The organism is Paenibacillus litoralis (genome assembly GCF_046244365.1).
Lineage (GTDB): Bacteria > Bacillota > Bacilli > Paenibacillales > NBRC-103111 > Paenibacillus_V.
Map to the genome: position 1 here is coordinate 6,232,845 of NZ_CP176395.1, position 19,157 is coordinate 6,252,001.

Sequence of the window (19,157 nt, forward strand, 5' to 3'; positions counted from 1 at the left end):
CGAGCTTCCCGCGAAAAAATAGGAACTCCGCCGTCAATCCGGCGGAGTTCCTATTTGGCTTACCGTCCCGGCGTCCCTGCACGATACGGAAAAATGCGCTCGACCATCGTGTAGAACTCTTTGACAAACCCGGAAACGGGCTTCCCGTTCTTAATATCCTGCGCGTAAACGCCCATCCGCTGTACAAAGTCCGGGTTGGCGGAAACGTATACGTTGTCGACGTTCGGGTTAACCGACTTCACTTTATCCGCGATCTGCGTTTTGAGCTGGTCGGAAACGTCCGTAATGGTGCGGTTGTTCGTCGAAGGATCGTTGCCGTTGGTTACGCCGGCTCCCGGATGAAGCCCGCAGCCGACGAATGCCGTCCGTCCGGCCACAAAGACGTTGGCCGACTTGATTCCGTCCATCGCCTCGACCGCTTCCGCGATCGACTGCGCGTTCTCCAGGTTATTCGCATTGTTCGCATTGCCCAGCGGCGCCATCGGCGTATTGTACGGGCCCGGCGACTGCCAAGCCGTACCGCCTTGATTGTAATGGTTGCCTAAACCGTGCATGTTTCCTGTCGCATTCGGCACCACGCCCCGATCGGAGGCGTTGTGCCGAATATCCGTGGCGCCTTGCCGCTGCTCCCGGCCGCAGCCGGTGACGGCTGCCGTCAGCGCCAGTGCAAGTATGGCAATGGAGATTCCTTTAGCCATGCTATTTCGTTTCATGCTTAATCACTCCTTATCTGTAAATTTTCGCTTCGATCAGCCTTATCACTTGCTCCCCGCATCGTAAGCTATTTGCCGATAAACTGCTGCGTGAACATTTTGCCGCACGGACCGCCGTCAACGATCCCGATGCCGATATGCGTGAAGCTGGACTTCAGAATGTTCTCGCGGTGCCCCTGCGAATTCATCAGCGATGTGTGAGCTTTGGAAACGGACGAGTTGCACGCGATATTTTCGCCGGCTGTCCGATACGAAATGCCGAATTGCTTCATCATATCGAACGGAGAACCGTAGGTCGGCGAATCATGCGAGAAGTAATTCAAATCGACCATGTCTTTGCTTTTCAAACGGGCCGAATGGGAAAGCTGGGTATCTACGGCAAGCGGTTTTAGGCCGGCCTTTTGACGTTCCTGATTGACCAAATCGACCATCTGCTGCTCTTCCGCGCTTAAACCGGTGGCAGGCGGCTTCGACGGTGCAGGGGTCGGCTTAGGCGTAGGCTTAGGAGTAGGCGGCGGCGTAGGTTTAGGTCTCGGTATTTTTAAGTTGCCGTAAGCCCATAGGATGGACTCCAGCGTTTTACCGTCCACCGCACCGGTTGCGGGAAGTCCGTAAGCTTTCTGGAATGACTTGACCCCTTGTACGGTTTGCTCCCCGTAATAGCCCGTAATCGTTCCGGAGTAATAGCCGAGCGATTTCAGCATCCCTTGAACCGCGAATACGTCGGGTCCGGAAGACCCGCCGCCGAATCCGTGAGCGCTGAGGGCAGGCACCACCATCAAAGCGATGGAAAGGAAGCCGATTAAGAAAAGCTTCTTATTTCGACGATACATTCCTGACAAGCTGTTCACTCCTCTATATCGTTGGTATGTAATCGGCTTGCTCCGGGCATTCGCCTGAAGCAGACAACCTTACTATGCCCAGTGCCGGTAAAACTACTACAAAACGCCAAAAAAACCGCAGACATCGTCTGCGGTTTCGGTAATACATGCAAGCTGCTATAAATAGGCTTCGATCAGACCAAGGGTTTGGCGGATCTCTTTTTCTTTGCAGCCTTTTAGAACGGCCAGCATCCCTTTGACAATCACTTTCTGCGGCTCCGGCTTCTCGAATTCCGCTTCCAGCACGAGCAGACTGGAAAGCATATCTTCGCGCAGGTGACGCTCTAGCTGCAGCGGTTCGATCAGCTTGCGGAGACGGGATATTTCGTCGAATACGGTCCGCTCTTTTTTGATGGAAAACAGCTTGGCCGTCTCGATTAATTGCTCCAGCTTATCTTCGCTCAAAATCGGCTCCGGCCGCTTCGTCATCAAGCTCATCATCAGATCGTCCAGACGGTCGGCCAAAAAGACGGCCAGCTTCCGGAAATCCATGCTATCAGGGGCAAATAAAACGTATTGCGAATACTCATGGTTCAATCCGCTGAAGAGTGCAGCCGCGTCCAGCAAATAAGGCCGCACTTGCTCGCCGTATATGGCGAGCACATGCGAGCGGTAGGTTTCGATCGTCTGCGCCCGAAGCCCGAAAAGGAACTTCTTCATATCTTCATTGATATGAAGCGAATGCTCCTTGAACAGCATCATGATGAAATCATGATTTTCCACAAATTGCTCGAATTGCACCTCGATAAAGCGTATCAGCCTTTCGCGCGGCTCAAGCGTCGTATCGCTTGCGATCGACTGCATCTTGGTCAGCATCATGGTGAAGCCATGTTCGAGTATCGAGATCAGGAGATGCTCCTTGGACTTGAAATAAAAGTACAAGGAGCCTTTGGCAATACCCGCCGTGTCGGCGATTTCCTGGATCGAAGTCGCGTGGTAACCTTTATTCGCGAAACATTTGATCGCCGTGTCGAGAATATGCCGTTTTTTATCGTTCACGACGTTTCACATCCTTAGGCTTCCGATTGAAGAGGCGCCCGTCTTCTTTTTTTGCCGAATTTCGCCAGGAATTCATAAACGATCGGCACGATCAAGAGAGTGAGCAGCGTCGAGCTTGTCAAACCGCCGATTACGGTTACCCCGAGTCCTTTCGAAATAATGCCGGAGCTTTCGAAGCCGAATGCGAGCGGAAGCAAAGCGCCGATCGTAGCCAAAGCCGTCATCAAGATCGGACGCAGACGCGTTCCTGCCGCCTCAAGAAGGGCTTCGCGCGTCGACAAGCCTTCGCGTTCTTTATGAATTACGCGGTCAAGCAAGACGATGGCGTTCGTAACGACAATCCCGATCAGCATGAGCGCTCCCATCATGGCAGCCGCGCTTATCGTCTCTCCGGCAATAAGCAAGCCGACCAAGGCGCCGATAACGGTGAACGGCAGGGAGAACAGAATCGCGAATGGCGTCATCGCTCCGCCGAACGTGATGACCAGAACGAGATATACGATCGCTACCGCTGCGGCCATGGCCAGCCCAAGCTGCTTGAACGTTTCGTTAAGCTGCTCGGTCACGCCGCCGAATTCAACCTTCACGCTCGCGGGAAGCTTCAGCTCGTCGACTTTCGCCTGCAGGTCGCTGGAAGCCTTCCCTACGTTGGCGGTCGTAATGTTCGCTTTAATATCGACGTGCATGACGCCGTCCTTGCGTGCCACCGAGTTCGGAGAAGTGCCTTCCGTAACTTTGACGACATCCTTCAGCGGCACTTCAATGCCGAGCGGCGAAGTAACCGTCGTGTTCTTGATATCTTCGATCGAATTGTACGTTTTCTTATCGACTTCTACGAACACCTGCATCTGCTTGCCGTCAACCTTGACTGTAGTTAGAGCGGGATTTTCCCGCACCGGACTGAGCTTCATCGCAATTTGCCCGGCTACGAGGCCGTACTGGCTCAGCTTTTGCTGATCCGCAACGAGCGTATATTGTCCATACGTTTTGGAAAGCGTATTTTCCACTTTCTCGAACGTGCTGTCTTGGCTCATGATACCTTGAATTTGTTCCACTACTGGTTTGATATCCTCCAAAGTATCCCCGAATACGGACAGATTCAGACCGCCGCCGCTAAAGCCGCCGGACATATCCATCGTGTTCCAGGTGCCGCCCTCCGGCCCCAGCTTGCGAAGATCTTCCAGCAATAGCTTCGTTTCTTCTTCAAAGTTCGGATAGTTGTCTTTGTATTGGATATAGAACAGCGCCGACTTGGATGGCCCCGGGCTCATCGGGTTTTTGCCGCCCACGGAATATTGCATGTTTTTCAAGCCTTCTCGTTTCATGATCAGCTTCTCGGCTTCGAGCGTTTTCTTCTCTACATCCGCCAGCAGTTCTCCCGGAGCCGGAGCATACGTGATCATCGTATACTTTTCTTTCTCTTCCGGCAGGAAGCTTGTGCCCACAAGCGGGATCAGGAAAAGACTACCCACCAGAACGACGATGGCAAGACCGAACACGATGGCCTTATGGTTAAGCGACCAGTTCAATACCTTTTTGTACGCACCGCCGAGCGCACCCGGCTTATCTTCGTGATGCTGCTTGTTTTTGAGGCCGTTCTTAAACATCGAATGTCCGAGCATAGGCACGACCGTAACGGCGACGACTAGCGACGCGACTAGCGCGAACACCATCGTCAGCGCGAACGGCATAAACAGCTGGCCGATCGGACCGCTGACTGTGCCAAGCGGCAGGAATACCGCGATCGTAACGATCGTGGAAGACATGATCGGCATGAACATTTCGCGCGTCGCTTCGCGGATAAGCTCTTTGCCCTTCAGCTTCTCCGACTGCAGCGACATGCGGCGGTAAATGTTCTCGATAACGACGATGGAGTCGTCGACGACCCGTCCGATGGCTACGGTCATCGCGCCCAGCGTCATGATATTCAGCGTAATCCCCATCTGATTAAGCAAGAGAACGCCGATAAGAAGCGACAAAGGAATGGAAATGATCGAAATGATCGTCGTCCGGATGTTGCGCAGGAACAGCATGATGATAATGACGGCGAATAGCGCGCCGAATGCGGCTTTGCTCAGCATCGTTTTGACGGATTCCTCGATCGGCTTGCCTTGGTCGAGCATCGTAGTCAGCGTAACGCCCGGCTTGTCTTTCTCGATTTTAGCGGCCTCGTCCTTGACTTTGTTGACCACTTCGACCGTATTGGCGTCGACTGCCTTGACGATTTGAATGCCGATCGATTCCTTACCGTTCGTACGCGAAATCGACTCGGCTTTACCTACCGTTTTTACGTCCGCGATCTCCGACAGCTTAACGGTCGGAATGCCGGCGGCTAACGGATTTTGGCCGCCGCCGGGAGCGGCTTCCCCGGCGCCTGCGCCAGGAGCTCCCATGCCCGCTCCGGAAGGAATAGCAGGGATGTTCAAATTTTTCAGATCGTCGATGGAAAGGATATTGCCGTCAACGACGACCGTTTTCTCCGAATTGCCCATCTGATAAACGCCGAGCGGGATTTTCACCGCCGACCCTTGAATGATGCCTTTAACGGTTTCCTCGGTAATGCCGAGGGAAGCCATTTTGGCTTTATTGAATGCCAGCTCTACGTTCTTTACATGCTGCCCGGCGATTTCCACGCTAGCCACGCCCGAAATGCCGTCGATGGAAGGCTTGATTTCGTTGGTGACGAGATTCGTCAAATCCTCAAGCGACTTGTCTTCGCTCGAAACGCTAAGCGAAATGACCGGGAAGGCGTTCAGGCTGATTCTGGCGATATCCGGAGCTTGAGCCCCTTTGGGCAGTTGAAAATTCGCCAGAGCGTCGCGTACTTCGGTAGTCGCTTTGTCCAAATCCTTATTGTAGTCGTATTGAATGATGATCGACGAAACGTTCTCCATCGATGTCGAATCGATCTGGGAAACGCCGTTCAAATTTTTCAGCCTCTGCTCGAGAGGCTTCGTGAGTTCTTCTACCACTTGCTCGGGAGAAGCCCCCGGATAAATTCCCGTTACAGTCAGAATGGGAATATCCAGATTAGGGAGCGTTTCCTGCTTCATGCTCGTCCCCGCGTACAGCCCGGCTACCGTTATGATGATCGTTAGCAGCCACACGGCAAACTTATTGTTTAACGAAAAATTGATAATGCCCTTCACCGACTCCACTCCTTCTATTCTACTTTTCTCTTTAGAAACACCCGTCCTGCCGTCAGCATTTCCCCGGACAATGCCCCTTATGCCGTTTAGGCCTTTTCCGGCTGACTCGACCGAACGGTCAACCTTCTTCACATTATAATCGAACGGTCGGTCGAGTACAAATGAAAATATTTTGAACGATCGGTCGAGTCGATTAGGACGGTCAAGGATAAACGGCTTCGCCGTCCTTTTAGGGACAAGCGCGTTTACCGAGATTTAGAGCGACTTCCACGGTTTACTTTCTGAAAAATCAAGAAAAAAGAAAACCGGCCTCAGGCGGCTGCCCTTGGACGGTCTTCTTTCCTCTTGCTCTATGTGAACTTAGCTTTTGCCGTAAAGCTTCTGCATGATCTGCTTGCCGGTCGGCGTTTGCGCAAGGCCGCCTTTGGCCGTTTCGCGATGCTTCTCCGGCATCGCCGCGCCGACCTCCAGCATTACCTGGATCACTTCGTCGGACGGAATGACGCTGCGTACCCCGGCCATCGCCATGTCGGCCGCTGCGAGCGCGGTAACGGCACCGAAGCCGTTGCGGACGATACAAGGGATTTCAACGAGTCCGCCGACCGGATCGCAAATGAGACCGAGCGTATTTTTGAGCGCGAGTCCAACGGCATGCGCCGCTTGCGCGGGCGTTCCTCCGCGTAGCTCGACAAGCGAACCGGCCGCCATGCCGATCGCGGATCCTACTTCCGCCTGACAGCCCCCTTCGGCACCGGATACGAAGGAGTTGTTGGCGATGACATAGCCGATAGCGCCCGCACTGAAGAGCCCCATCGTCATATGGTTGTCATCCCAGCCGAATCGCTCTTGGCTGCTGACGAACACGCCGGGTATGATGCCGCACGAGCCGGCGGTCGGCGTAGCGATAATGCGGCCCATCGAAGCGTTAACTTCGGAAACTGCCAGCGCATAAGCCATCGCCGTACCGGCATCGCCGCCAAGCGACGCATCCCCCGTAGAGACGCGCTGCTGCACTCGCTGGGCGTCCAGTCCGACCAGTCCGCTGCGCGAAGTCGTATCCTCCGTCAGCCCTTTGCGGACAGCCTCTTTCATGATGTCGTAGTATTTGGCCATGATGGCGAACTGTTCGTTCTCCGACTGTCCGGACTGCTTCGCCTGCTCCTTCAGCATTAGGCTGCCGAAGGTCAATCCCTCCTGCTCGCATATTTCGACCATTTGTTGAATGGTGCGGAATCTCATCGTCAATCGCCGTTCCTTTCCGAAAAATCGATTTTGGCCACTTCGCGCACGGTGGAAATCGCGCCGAGCTCCTTCATGAGTTCGGGCGTAATGGTGCTGTCCAGCTCGAGTACGGTCATCGCCTCGCCGCTGCGGCCTTTGCGGTCGTTGCACATCGACCCTATGTTGATGCTCTCCCGCATCATAATGCGCGTAACCTCCGCTATCATCCCCGGCCTGTCTTCATGAGAGAGGATGAGCGTAGGGTAAATGCACGTGAATTTGACGACAAATTCGTTCACGCTCACGACTTCGATATTGCCGCCGCCAATCGAAACCCCGGTCAAAATAACCGTTTTGCCGTTAGCCGAAATGGTCAGCCGAGCCGTATTGGGGTGAGAAAAAATGCCTTTTCCCCGTCCGAAAACGATCGTCATGCCCGCCTCCTCGGCGTTCGCGATCGATCTTGGTATGCGTAAATCGTCAGTATCGTAATCCAGCAGTCCCGCAACGATCGCTAAATCCGTTCCGTGGCCTTGATACGTTTCGGCAAACGATCCGAAAAACTGGATGTCGGCATGAGTCGGCATCGCGCCGAGCAGTTGCCGCGCGGCGCGTCCGATGCGTACGGCGCCCGCTGTATGAGAACTCGACGGTCCCACCATCGGCGGACCGATGATTGAAAACACATCTTTGAAGCGCATGGCTTGGTTCCTCCTGTTCGCCGCTTGCCGCGTCATTACGGTCATTCGGCTCAAAAAGCTGACGATCTATATTCTCTTCCTTGATCAATTATCCTACGTATTCGACAACGCTTCACGTCTTTAAATCGACCTTATCGGTAAGCGCTCGTCCGATTTGACTTACGGTTTCCCGGATAATGGAACGCGCACAACCCGGCAAATCCCCGGATCCCTTTGATTATATCCGTAAACGCTTCCGAAGTGCACCCGCTATACGCTCTCCATTTGCAATATCTTCCAGTTCTACCATCTCCCGCGCTAGGACGGCATCTCCTCCGAGCTTGTACCTCGGATCCGCACGGCGATATTTACGGTGCATCCAAAATAGTCTAGCACGCCGGCCGTGTTGACAACAATAGCCGTTCCGAGTTGATGGCCGATTTTATCGTCAATCCTGTCCTCCGCAGGCAGATTATCCTGAAACGGGCCGATAAAGCGCAGAATGTCGAATGCCGCCCGGAATGCGTCCTCGGCTGATGAAAGACGGCCATTGCCGCATTTATCGATCGCCCCGGTCGGATCGCTCTTCTCCAACACTAATGTCGCGTTCGGTATGATTCATTATATGCATCATCGAGACCGTCGTCGCGGCGCCCGGTAAACGGGCATCGGTGCGCGCCGCTGCGAATTTAAGCCGATATTCCGTCCGATAGCCGCATTCCGAAACGTTTAGACAAGCATTTGAAACGCATAAAGACGTGACTGGACTGATCGTTCACAGCGATCAGGGAAGCCAGTACACGTCCCATGCATACCACGGCATGCTGCCAAAGGTTGGCGCCCAAATCAGCATGTCTCGACGAGGCAATTGTTATGACAATGCCTCAATAGAAAGCTTCTTTTCACATTTGAAAGTAGAAGCTCTCTATCCCTATGATATCCGAAGTATCGAGGAAGCACAAAGGCGAATTGAGGAATACATCCGCTTTTATAACGAGGAACGAGCACAGAGAAAATGAAACAAGCTGACGCCGGTTGAGTACCGACGCCAGCTTGTTTTCCAGCCGCTCTTCCACCCCATACCCCTCCCCTCTTCTCACCTTCCCTGCTTTCTGTTACGACTTACTACCTCGCTGCCCGATTCGTTACAACAGCAGTCTGCCGTAAGCTTCGACAGGAGGCTCTCCGTACTTCCGAAAATACGCTTCGTCCAGGAAAACCCCGAAGGAGCTGACGGAATGGATACCTTGCGATTTATAATAGGCAATATCCTTGGCGGCGGCCGTTTCGTCGAAGCGCAGCTCATTTACCGGTTTCTTCCACCTGGCTTGGAGGGAGACGTCCAACCAATAATCCAACGCTTGCGCATGCTCCGATCCAAACACTTGAAGATTGCGGGCCAGCGCCAGCTGGAACTGCTCATCGCTATGCGCCCCTTGCGGATTCGCTTCTTTCATTCGATGAATGACCGGACCCGTTATTTCGAGAAAAACGCCTTCATTCGGCTTCACTTTCTCCGGAGGCAACTCGAGCGTCGCCGCATAAGCCAGGTACGACAGTTTGGCATTACGGTCAACGGTTCGAATCGCCTCCATAATGGCGTTCATCACAAGCAAATTTTGATCGCTCGCGGTATAAAATCGGCACTTGTCGCAGCAGCACCACGGCTTGTTGTCGTCCTGCCACATGGAATAGCGGCCGGTCGTCGGCTTCAGCAGCCCCGCTAGCTTAACGGCATTGGTCCCGACCACCTCCAGCGCCTCCTTGCTCGACGGACAAAAATTGTCATTAGGCGTCCTGTTCCCCTGCTCATCCATGCGGAACCAGTGCGGATGCTCGTAAAAAAGGCTTCTCGGCAGCAGCCAGCTCATCGCATGAAGCTCGAATTCAAGCTCAATTTGGCTATCGCTTAGAAGATGCTGCGTCTTCTTCCCTTCCTCGGATTGAAAATAACGGATCATTTTGTCGATTTTGGCGTTTAATAGATGCTCCGGACCCCAATTGTGCAGCCCCAGGACATTCAGCTTCGCCTTGTTCAGAAGACTAGGCCAACCGTAGTGCCAATCATCCAAATCCAGTACAATGCCTCTTCTCTCCATCCTATATCTCCTTCTGCCGGTTGATAACTCTAGTATAAAGAGAGCTTTTCCAGGCGTCCTGCCATCCGTACCGAGAAACCTCTCATTTTTTTGGTATACTGATAAAAAGACCGCGAGCCGCTTTTCCGGAGGTACTGAGATGAACCATCCCGTCTATTTAACCGAATATCCGAATATGCACAGCACGTTTCCGTTCAGCATCAAAACGGAGCGGATCGAGGGGATCTTCAGGCATCGCCACGATTTTCTTGAGTTCATTTTCGTGTTGGAAGGCCAGGGCGTACAGATCGTTAACGGCATCCGGCACTCGCTCCAGCCGGGAACCTTGGTTTTTCTGCTCCCCTACCAGTTTCACGAGATCACGTGCGAGGCCGGCCGCCATTTGAAGCTATTCATCTGCAATTTCGATTTGGAGCTATTGTTTCATTCGAAGGAAGGGGACTGGGGACTTGCGGCAATCGTCCTAGAGGACTCCGCGGGGCTCCCTCCGTATGTCCAGCCTGAGGAACGCGATAAAATGCGGATGGACGAAATATTCGGGGAAATGATGCGGGAATATGAAGGAAACGATCGAATGCGGCCTATTATGATCAAGGCCAAGCTGCTCGAAGCGCTCGTACTGTTCGATCGCTTTCGGTACAGGCAGCATGCAAACGGGCTCGAGGAAGGCTCGAACGGCAACCGGGAACTTGGCAAAAGGAACTTTTGGCAGGTTATTCGATATGTCCACCTTCATTACCGGGAAGAAATGACGCTCGACCATCTCGCCGGCATCTTTCACTACAACGCCTCCCATTTGAGCGAGTTGTTCAAAATCCGGATTGGGCAAACCTTCGTCCACTTCCTGCAAGGGCTGCGAATCCGCCATGCTTGCGGGCTGCTGTCGTCTACCGAGCTATCCGTAGCTGCCATTGCCTACGAGGTAGGCTTCGGGTCGTTTCAAACGTTTTCCCGTACGTTTCTCAAAATCAAAGGAATCCAGCCGACCGCCTACCGAAAACGATCGAGAGCATAGGCTCTTGTCCGTTCCGTGACGGAGACACGAATATGCCGGATTGACAAATCGGATGAATCGAGATACTTTTAATACATAATATAATTAGTACCTGATACTAATACTAGGTAATGAAAACCCGAAAGGAAGTGCGCTATGACAGCTCATGCCAAAATAACGGCTATCGGCTCCTATGTGCCCGACCGCCTGCTGACGAACGCCGATTTGGAGAACATGATCGACACGACCGACGAGTGGATCGTTCAGCGGACGGGGATCCGCGAACGGAGAATTGCCGCAGCCGATCAATTTACGAGCGATTTATGCGCAGCCGCGGTCGAGAGGCTGATGGAGACGTCCGGCAAGGCCGTGGACGACGTAGACATGATAATCGTCGCGACGCATACGCCCGATTTTCCGTTTCCGAGCGTATCCGCGATGCTGCAAGCCAAGTTCGGCATACGCTCCGCAGGCGCCGTCGATCTAAACGCGACATGCGCGGGCTTTACTTACGGGGTGCATTTGGCAGGCGGGCTGATCGCATCCGGATTGCACCGCAAGGTACTCGTCGTAGGAGCCGATACGATGTCCAAAATAACGGATTATACCGACCGCACCACGTGCATTTTGTTCGGCGACGGCGCCGGCGCCGTCTTGGTCGAGCGCGACGAAGAGCAGCCGTCCTTTTTGGCCGCACACATGGGTACGGACGGCAGCGGCGGCATCCACGTCTACCGCACCGGGCTTTCCAGCACGATGAACGGCGTACCGCTCGTCGATACGAAATGTTTTGTCCAGAACGGCCGGGAAGTCTACAAATGGGCGGTTAGCACCGTAACCGAGGGCATCCGCACGATAACCGCCAAAGCCGGCTTATCGCCAAGCGATATCGATTGGCTCGTCCCGCACAGCGCCAATATGCGCATTATCGAATCGATTTGCGAGAAAACGGGCATTCCGCTTGAGAAATCGCTGCACAGCCTCGTAACTTGCGGAAACACTTCGGCTGCATCGATTCCGCTGGCGCTTGACCTCGGCGTTCGCGACGGGAAAGTCAAGAAAGGGGACCTGGTGTTGCTCTACGGTTTCGGCGGCGGACTCACGCATGCCGGACTTTTACTGCGCTGGGGAATATAACGGTTATACCCGAATTTCAAACGAAGGTGACTGAGCCGTTCCGGAAATTTCGAATTCACAAGAATTAGACGCCAAGCATGGGCGGGTGCTCCGCACCCGCCCTATTCGACGTTAGATTGTCTGGTTAGTCGGGATCAGAATACCCCGTTTTATTTACGAGGAAGCGGGCCGTCTCCCACAGTCTCCCTTTCAAGGATTTACGGCTATGCTGTCCTTTAAGGGCGGGCGTGTGTACCGGGGAATCGAGCAATCAGCGGAGAAGCTACTTTCTGAGATTACTGCCTTGCAATATTGGAGCTATGTTTCGCGGCATACTTATCAAGCTTTTGTAAAAAAAGACCCACCCGCCTTTCGGAAGCTAATGCCCATTGCAACCATTTCTTGGTCAACGGAAACCTCTTAAAAGGGGTAAGCACTAACCACGATGTAAACGGAAAGCGTAACCAGACGCGAATAAGCTTATAATCGTTTTTGTGAAGTTTTATAACTTGACGGTAACCGTCGAGGATAGCTTTTGCGATTGCAAAATTCCATTTATAATCTTTGCAGGAATTATAGATGACCCGATATAAGTCGTAGGCGCGCAGATCGATATGCAATGTTTCGAAGTCGATAAGATAGGTTCCTTTGGCATTTATAATAAAATTGCTCGGTCCCCCATCTCCATGGCATAATACTCCGTTTTTACGTGGATTACGGCGGTAGCTGCGATATCCGCTGCTTTGCAACAACGCTTTCGCTTGGTTTGAATAACGTAATATTTCAGAACCGTGTTGTTTCAAAATCCGGTTAATCGGCAGACTAAAACCATTTCTATTCGCTTTAGCAATCTTTTTTAGTATATAGTGGTGCCTGGAACGTAAGGTGGAGTACCAGGTCCCGATCTCACTGTAAGCGATACTCCCTTTAACTCCAGTACGACCAGCCTTATGGAATCGTGCCAATGCGACACCGCAAGCCCGCATATCCGCTAAAGAGCGCGGAGAGGGTTCCCTACCTGCGATCCAAGGAGTTAGTATGAAAAACTCACCTTTTTGCGTAATTGCATAAGATTTTTGTCCTTCCGGCTTTTGTGGATTTCGCCATGCCAGGAGTATCCCTCTGCGCCTGACACGAAGCAATGTTCTATCTATCCACCGTAGTCGCTCACGCCGCTTACGCATTCGCTTCAGACTGTACGTAATACCGTTTGGAGTTACAATCCGGTATATACCTTCCCTGATTTTCTTTTGCGTACTTACTCTTACTCCAAACTGATTTGCAATACCAGTAATCGATTGCGCGCTCAATACAAGTTCACCTCCTGCATTTCATAAACAATGTTTTATATTGTCGTGCGATTGCAGGCCATCTATATCGGGCAGCAGTCGAACGTGCATTAATTTGCCGAATCTTCGACTTAATCGGGTTTCTCCATAAGGCTTCAATTGCTCGGGCGATAGAAGCCTTATTTACAGAGGGAATGATTTGGGCATTTCTAGTGTTTACAAATTCCTTTAACCCCCCGGACAATGTAGAAACAAGAGGCACCCCGTTTGCCATTGCTTCCAATGCGACTAGACAGAACGATTCCGTTTTACTTGGAACAATAACGGCACCGTAAGAAGCGTACATCCGTTGTACCGCATCATACGATCTGTTTTTGATCCAGCGAATTCGCTTTGCGACGCCAACTTGTCTTGCAAGGGCACGCAACTTTTTCTGATATCTCGCTTTACCGCTTCCGACGATCGTCAAACGAACATGTTTATGCCTCCGCGATAAGAGGGCAATTGCTTCAATTAAGGGCTTAATCCCTTTCGAGGGTATAAGTCTTCCTACATAGAGCAGATTAGTCGGGGCACCGAAAGATCGCTTCGATACCGGTTTCACGCCGTGCGGAATGACAACAATTTTACCTCTATTGGTTCTGAGATAACGCTTCTTGATTGCACCTACCTGCCAACGGCTTGGAACGATGATTCGTCTTGCGATACGGATCAACTTCGCTTGGTTCTTTCCCGGCTGCGAAAAGATTCCTTGTGATGCCATTGAATGACATGAATAGACGATAGGAATATGAAACTGGTCACCGGCTTTAGCTGCAGTATCGGCAAATTCTGTACTGTGCACATGAATGAGATCCGGTTTGGAACAACCCTTTGCAGATGCGGCACGCATAACCATGTTAGCTTTGAATGAATGTTTGGCCCGGTTAAAGTGGGTTGATTTTTTGGGTAGTCTAAGGAGACGCAAATTAGTTGTGGGGCTTGATGTCATCAATCGATTGGAAAAGCCGGAGCATAGAACGGTAACTTTCACGCCATTCTTGCTTAGCGCTCTAGACAAGAAAGTGGAAACGATCCCCAGTCCTCCTATTATATTGGGTTGAAACTCGTTGGTCATGACCCATATTTTTAGTTTTCTTTTGCTTTCCATTAGCCCCTCCTTACAGACGATGTCAAAGTCCATTGTATTCAACGATAACAAAAGGGTATGGGTTTATGAGTTCAAAAGGTAATAATGAAGCCGTAAGCTAGCAGCTGCAAACGGCAGGGAAGTGTACAAGTGGGTGGTAACTTACCGACTTCAATTATCCGTATATATGCCGGCAAGCTCCAATACGCTCTTAAACTTTTCAATATCGATTTCTATATCATCGAAACCGTGAGCCGGATCGACCTTGTCAGGCGCACGTTCACCTTCGCCGAACAAATAATAATAGTCCAGCTCAAGCTGATTGCAGATCAACCAAAACACATAAACCGGAAAGCTCGGGGCGAACAATTCCACCACCTTCGTCCCGGGCCGGCAAAAAATAAGATTCGTAAGGCCCGAGCCGTGGGGAGAAACGATTAGTTTAGCCGAAGAAAAGACCTGCGCCTGCTGAACGACGGAATACAGTTCCAGATGCACGAGCTTGAATCCAAGCGGACGCAATATCTCGAACAACTGCTCTTCATTCGTAACTCTCCGATTGGATGCCAGGGAACGGCTGATAAAAATCTTTTCGTATTCGGCAGCGGGTGCGGTCCCCCTCGAAATCAGCAGTTCCTTCCTCAAATATTGAATTTGCCAAAGATGGGGGCCCCAATCGATTGCAGGGGCTACCGGAACGATCAGCCTCCTCGACTGCAAATGGAAGGTATCATAACAATGAAGCTGTTTCTCTTTTGGAATGCCTAACAATTCGAGCGTCTCCGCTTGAAAGGGGCACCGATCCCCGTTCACGATATAGCGGTCGATCGGAATTCCGCTTTGATTCAACAAATCCAGCCGAGATATGGCGTCGAACATCCAGTGGTAATACATCCCGCTCGCGCAAAAAGTGAGCACGCCTATCGTCTCGTCGGTATGTTGCAACGGCGGAAGCGCAGGCTGGCGAAAGATATGATGTTCGCTCGGTATCATGGGCGGAAAAATGGAAACGTCCCATAGAAGGATGTTGTCGGGGGTAATGACCGCTCCGTAATCCCCCCAAACCCGGCCGTTAGGAATTTCGGCGACGTACGGAGCCGGCGAATAAAACTGTTTGAGCCGAAATACGGCGTGAAGTTGTTCGTCAATGCCTTTGGGCGGATTCAAATCTATCGCATGCTCCTTGTAAATATGATGATGCCATGCGGGTTGTTTGAAAGCCCAATCCCATGTCGACAAACAATAATGTTTTGGCGGAGGATAACCGGCAATGCCTTTTGCGGACCGGCGAGTCGTTCGACCCGGGTGTTTGCGTTTATTTCGGCGCCCGCTTGCCCTTCTCTTTGTCCCCGGAAGTCTTTTTCTGGCGCCCTTGCGCGCCTTACGCGATCGTCTGCCAACCGTTTTTTTTGTTTTTTTCCGCGGGTACCTCCTATAGTTGTTTCTTTGAGCTTCCACGGCATACACTCCCCCAGTCGAAACTCAATCGGCCGTAAACACCTCTTCGTAATATCTCATCATTTTCAAGCCCCATGCGACCGGCTTCGGTTCGATCGGCCGGTAATGAATGAAATGGTCGACCGCCAGCGCTATCCAGTTTTCGCTTGCCGCAAATCCGAGGGCCATCCCTCCGGCTACACGGGGATTAATTTCAATAAACTTGATTTCCCCTTCCGGGGTCTCGATGCATTGAAGGTTGACCGGGCCGGTGAAAGGCAGTCCGGCGCATATCTTTTTGACCCACTCTATGATTTTCGAATGATTGACGACGACGCCGGCCGTAGACTTTCCGTCTTTGACTTGCAGCCTTTTTCGCGGAATGATATAAACCGGCACGCCGACCCGGTCGCAAAACACGTCCACCGTGTACTCTTGCCCGCTTACGAATTGCTGCGATATCATGCCTTCCATGGAGAGGGTATCGTCCGACATCACGATCCCTTTGCCCCCCCTGCCGAAACGCGGCTTGACCAGACGGTAGTTTTGGCTGAGCGATGTGTCCGGTACCGGGATGCCGTTATTCGTAAAATGCAAATACGTTAACCATTTATCCGTGCAAACTCGTATCGTTTCCGGCTCGGAAATCACGGTATGGATGCCCATCCCCCGCAATTCGCCGCTCCGTTCGCTCCAATCGAGCAGCGTCTCGTGCAGGGACGGAAAGACGACGTCGACTTTTTTATCTGTTAAATGATGATAGACGCTCTCCCAGAACTTGTCGCTCCCTGCACTCGGTAAAGTAAAAAACTCGTCCGCAAGAACGCTCGCGGCAACCTGAGCGTCCATATCCGCCGCAATTGCGCTATATCCCGCCTGATGGACGGATCGGATCAAGTATCCGGTCGTGATGCAGCCTGCAGCCTCCAAAAAAATACGGTGCACCTTCGCTCACCCCATCTGATGATAGTAGAAAGCTAAAAAAAAGAGAGCAGCCTATCTCTGCACGTTCCGACTTCATGCAGCCGATGAACGTCCGAACCTATCGAAACATAAGGATTGATTTTCCGGCACAACGCCAAGAAGTTTTCGAGATCCGTCAAATAGGAGGTGTTGATTTCGATGGCGATCCCGCGCGCCAAAGATTGTTTCATCAACGTTTCATGCGATTTCTCGGGGAACGAGCCAAATCTGCGATAGGTCATTCCCCCGGGATGTGCCAGCACATCGATTGGGGCGCTTCTCAAAAGTCCAAGCGATAACTTCAGCTCGATTTCGGCGCATTCGTCGGCTTGAAGATCGTTCATCGATCTTCCGGCGAGCATTTCCGGAGGAAAGCCATGTACGCTTCCAAGTACGATGTCGCATTGCGCCAGAACGGCCGGAGCAGCATCCAGGCCGCCCTTCGCATCGAGCGCCTTGGCTTCGCAGCCGACGTAAATGTCCGGCGAAGAACCGTTCGATTTTTCCTTTATGACCTCGCCGGCAAAATCCGCAAACCAATCCGAGCTTTTGCGGACATGCTCCGTAAAAGCGATCCCCGCCAATTTCGTCCGGCGCGCCGCTTCAAGTATGGCCTGTATCGTTTCTTCCCCGTCCGTACGATTCGTGTGCACCTGATACTCGACATTCAGTCTCTCGCGGGTTAAATCGCGAAACCGGTAAAAAACGGGCTTCCCCAACGTCTTCCCCTCCAAGGATAAACGGCTAGGCCAGCGTTGCACGCATCAGATGATATTTTTCGGCATAACGGACGCCGATTTCCATGCCGCGCATTTCCGCCCATCGTTTCACGTTATGAGGAGAGATCAGACTCGCATCCTCTCTCACTTGCGAGACGTGCTGCTGAAAGGCCGCTACCTTTTTGTCGATCGTGTCGCTGATGTCCAGGTACAATTCGCCCGCATCGTGAATTTTGGGGTATTGCCAAACGATAAAAGGATATTCGTACATGGCGATCAGCTTGATTTGGCGGTTCGGACTGGGGCGCAGACCCGCCATGCAAGCTTTGAACAAAGCTTGATGATCTTGATGAAAGCTTGGATACGGGACCAGCACCATTGTTGGACAAAAAGTAGACAAGATCCGATCGATTTTGGTAACCAGTTCATTCTGGGGGATGGTGTCAAGGAACGATTCTTTATCGTCATACATCACTTCGTAATCGTTGCAGCCCAAAACGTTCAAAGCTGCGGCAAGCTCCTTCTTTCGGGTATTCGCAGTAATTTTTTCCTCGGCATGGTGGAACTTCAAAGTTCCGACTGCGGCCAATATGACTTTGACCCGATTGTTCATTCTGCAAGCCATCTCGATAAGGCCGCCGCAGCCCAGCACTTCATCGTCGGCGTGCGGTGCGAAAATCACTATCCTTTCCTGTCCGGAAATAAACATCCCCTATTTGCCCCCTCATCATCTTTCATTCCTTTTCATTCCATACCGTCACAGTTCTGATGAAGACGCCTAGATGTTTCGCTTTCCTTTTGCTGCAACTTTCGGGATCCTGAGCCGGAGTCGTTTCCTGACGGTCCTGCTGTTTGTTTTCCTTACCATTTTTTGAACGTTCTTCCGATTAGGCCTCCTGTTGACCGGCAGTCTGCGTTTGATCCATGTACGGTATGGCTTTTGTCTCGCTTTTCTTAACCTCTTCTTCGGAATCGGAACGGGAGCCTCCGCTATCCCTTCCGCAATCCATCTTCTTGCCGGATCGTCTGCCGTACGTCGGATAGGGTGCATGAAATAAATGTTGCCCGTTTGCTGCGCCGCCTTCGCATCCCCGAAAGATATCGCCGGCTCGTGACGGATAAATGCGGCTGCCGGAACGGGATAGTCGCGAAACGTCCCTCCGCAGCGTACGGCCAATGTGGCATGCAAGATTTCTTCAAGGGCGACAACGCGGGTAGAAGCAAACAAGCTTTCGAGCCGAGTTCGATCCAGACCGTCATACATGCGATGAAAGAGATTGCGCCGATATACCTGACCGTTGGCAAACATTCCGCATAAAAAGTCCGTCCCGAAGAGCCCCTGCCAGGCATGCCATTCCGCCCACATGCTTTGGCCGGGAATCCAATCGCCCGGACCGAATTCCTGGTGCATGTTTACCCCCATGCAGTCGTATCCTTGCATGGCTTTGTCCAGGAAGGTCTCGAAGCCCGGTTTGACGAACAGAACGTCCGAATCGATATAGACGAGATAATCGTATTCCATTTCCGTTTCCCGAAGCCAAGCGGAAATATCCATAAGGACGCGCCCGGTCCTTCCCCAGGCAAGCGGCCCCCGGCTATACGGACAAATCGACAGGTTTGCAATGCTTCGCCCGAAGTTCGGGTCGCCGGAAGAATTGTACAAGACGATCTTGCTGCCCGGATTATAGTCCGATATATTTCTTACCTGCTGAGCCAGGATCGGTTCATTTTCGTGGGCCAATATGGCAAAGCAAATCATCATAAATCC

General features: G+C 52.1%; 18 protein-coding genes and 1 pseudogene. 4 read left to right on the plus strand and 15 right to left on the minus strand.

The genetic code is table 11. From position 1 onward, the window contains the following. Positions 1 to 59: 59 nt before the first annotated feature. The 7 genes from ACKGJP_RS26375 to ACKGJP_RS26405 all read right to left on the minus strand — a co-directional run bounded on the left by ACKGJP_RS26375 (position 60) and on the right by ACKGJP_RS26405 (position 8,237). The gene (locus tag ACKGJP_RS26375; RefSeq protein WP_409341759.1) at positions 60 to 713 is read right to left on the minus strand and encodes a YhcN/YlaJ family sporulation lipoprotein; all 654 of its coding nucleotides are present in this window, start codon (positions 711 to 713) and stop codon (positions 60 to 62) included. 68 nt (positions 714 to 781) lie between these two features. Continuing rightward, positions 782 to 1,546: a peptidoglycan-binding protein gene (locus ACKGJP_RS26380; RefSeq protein ID WP_409347259.1), complete on the minus strand. Its 765-nt coding sequence runs from the start codon at positions 1,544 to 1,546 to the stop codon at positions 782 to 784. Positions 1,547 to 1,711: 165 nt separating this feature from the next. Beyond that, a complete protein-coding gene (locus tag ACKGJP_RS26385; RefSeq protein ID WP_409341760.1) occupies positions 1,712 to 2,593 on the minus strand; it encodes a TetR/AcrR family transcriptional regulator in 882 nt (293 codons plus the stop codon). Between the two features lie 14 nt (positions 2,594 to 2,607). Further along, complete coding sequence (locus ACKGJP_RS26390; protein ID WP_409341761.1) at positions 2,608 to 5,742, minus strand: efflux RND transporter permease subunit; 3,135 nt, start codon at positions 5,740 to 5,742, stop codon at positions 2,608 to 2,610. 360 nt (positions 5,743 to 6,102) lie between these two features. Beyond that, entirely contained in the window at positions 6,103 to 6,981 is an 879-nt protein-coding gene (gene sdaAA, locus ACKGJP_RS26395; protein WP_409341762.1) for an L-serine ammonia-lyase, iron-sulfur-dependent, subunit alpha, read from the minus strand. Positions 6,982 to 6,983: 2 nt separating this feature from the next. Beyond that, positions 6,984 to 7,664 carry an L-serine ammonia-lyase, iron-sulfur-dependent subunit beta gene (gene sdaAB, locus ACKGJP_RS26400; RefSeq protein WP_409341763.1) on the minus strand — a complete coding sequence of 227 codons (681 nt, stop codon included), beginning with the start codon at positions 7,662 to 7,664 and terminating at the stop codon, positions 6,984 to 6,986. Between the two features lie 297 nt (positions 7,665 to 7,961). Next, complete coding sequence (locus tag ACKGJP_RS26405; RefSeq protein WP_409341764.1) at positions 7,962 to 8,237, minus strand: hypothetical protein; 276 nt, start codon at positions 8,235 to 8,237, stop codon at positions 7,962 to 7,964. A 143-nt stretch (positions 8,238 to 8,380) separates the two neighbouring features. On the opposite strand from ACKGJP_RS26405, the pseudogene ACKGJP_RS26410 reads away from it, so the two are divergent. After that, a pseudogene (locus ACKGJP_RS26410) lies at positions 8,381 to 8,503 on the plus strand (IS3 family transposase); the annotation flags it as partial. Continuing rightward, positions 8,495 to 8,662 carry an IS3 family transposase gene (locus ACKGJP_RS26415; protein ID WP_409347260.1) on the plus strand — a complete coding sequence of 56 codons (168 nt, stop codon included), beginning with the start codon at positions 8,495 to 8,497 and terminating at the stop codon, positions 8,660 to 8,662. The pseudogene ACKGJP_RS26410 and the gene ACKGJP_RS26415, both read left to right, overlap by 9 nt. A gap of 126 nt (positions 8,663 to 8,788) precedes the next feature. On the opposite strand, the gene ACKGJP_RS26420 is transcribed toward ACKGJP_RS26415, so the two are convergent. After that, positions 8,789 to 9,742 carry a DUF4838 domain-containing protein gene (locus ACKGJP_RS26420; RefSeq protein ID WP_409341765.1) on the minus strand — a complete coding sequence of 318 codons (954 nt, stop codon included), beginning with the start codon at positions 9,740 to 9,742 and terminating at the stop codon, positions 8,789 to 8,791. A gap of 139 nt (positions 9,743 to 9,881) precedes the next feature. On the opposite strand from ACKGJP_RS26420, the gene ACKGJP_RS26425 reads away from it, so the two are divergent. Next, positions 9,882 to 10,757, plus strand: a complete 876-nt coding sequence (locus tag ACKGJP_RS26425) for a helix-turn-helix domain-containing protein (protein ID WP_409341766.1) — start codon at positions 9,882 to 9,884, stop codon at positions 10,755 to 10,757. A gap of 135 nt (positions 10,758 to 10,892) precedes the next feature. Continuing rightward, positions 10,893 to 11,873, plus strand: a complete 981-nt coding sequence (locus tag ACKGJP_RS26430) for a ketoacyl-ACP synthase III (RefSeq protein ID WP_409341767.1) — start codon at positions 10,893 to 10,895, stop codon at positions 11,871 to 11,873. Positions 11,874 to 12,148: 275 nt separating this feature from the next. Here the strand turns inward: ACKGJP_RS26430 and ACKGJP_RS26435 are convergent, their stop codons facing one another. The 7 genes from ACKGJP_RS26435 to ACKGJP_RS26465 all read right to left on the minus strand — a co-directional run bounded on the left by ACKGJP_RS26435 (position 12,149) and on the right by ACKGJP_RS26465 (position 19,151). After that, positions 12,149 to 13,162 carry a phosphotransferase gene (locus ACKGJP_RS26435; protein WP_409341768.1) on the minus strand — a complete coding sequence of 338 codons (1,014 nt, stop codon included), beginning with the start codon at positions 13,160 to 13,162 and terminating at the stop codon, positions 12,149 to 12,151. A gap of 7 nt (positions 13,163 to 13,169) precedes the next feature. Continuing rightward, positions 13,170 to 14,291, minus strand: coding sequence for a glycosyltransferase family 4 protein (locus ACKGJP_RS26440; RefSeq protein ID WP_409341769.1), 1,122 nt, complete (start codon positions 14,289 to 14,291; stop codon positions 13,170 to 13,172). A 150-nt stretch (positions 14,292 to 14,441) separates the two neighbouring features. Then, a complete protein-coding gene (locus ACKGJP_RS26445; RefSeq protein ID WP_409341770.1) occupies positions 14,442 to 15,437 on the minus strand; it encodes a glycosyltransferase family 61 protein in 996 nt (331 codons plus the stop codon). Positions 15,438 to 15,752: 315 nt separating this feature from the next. Next, positions 15,753 to 16,652 (minus strand): ATP-grasp domain-containing protein, encoded by a 900-nt coding sequence (locus ACKGJP_RS26450; RefSeq protein WP_409341771.1) that lies wholly within the window; start codon positions 16,650 to 16,652, stop codon positions 15,753 to 15,755. Between the two features lie 32 nt (positions 16,653 to 16,684). Continuing rightward, on the minus strand, positions 16,685 to 17,389 hold the full coding sequence (locus tag ACKGJP_RS26455) for a PHP domain-containing protein (protein ID WP_409341772.1): 705 nt from the start codon (positions 17,387 to 17,389) through the stop codon (positions 16,685 to 16,687). 25 nt (positions 17,390 to 17,414) lie between these two features. After that, positions 17,415 to 18,098, minus strand: a complete 684-nt coding sequence (locus ACKGJP_RS26460) for a PIG-L deacetylase family protein (protein WP_409341773.1) — start codon at positions 18,096 to 18,098, stop codon at positions 17,415 to 17,417. 69 nt (positions 18,099 to 18,167) lie between these two features. After that, on the minus strand, positions 18,168 to 19,151 hold the full coding sequence (locus ACKGJP_RS26465; RefSeq protein ID WP_409341774.1) for a hypothetical protein: 984 nt from the start codon (positions 19,149 to 19,151) through the stop codon (positions 18,168 to 18,170). Positions 19,152 to 19,157 lie beyond the last annotated feature (6 nt).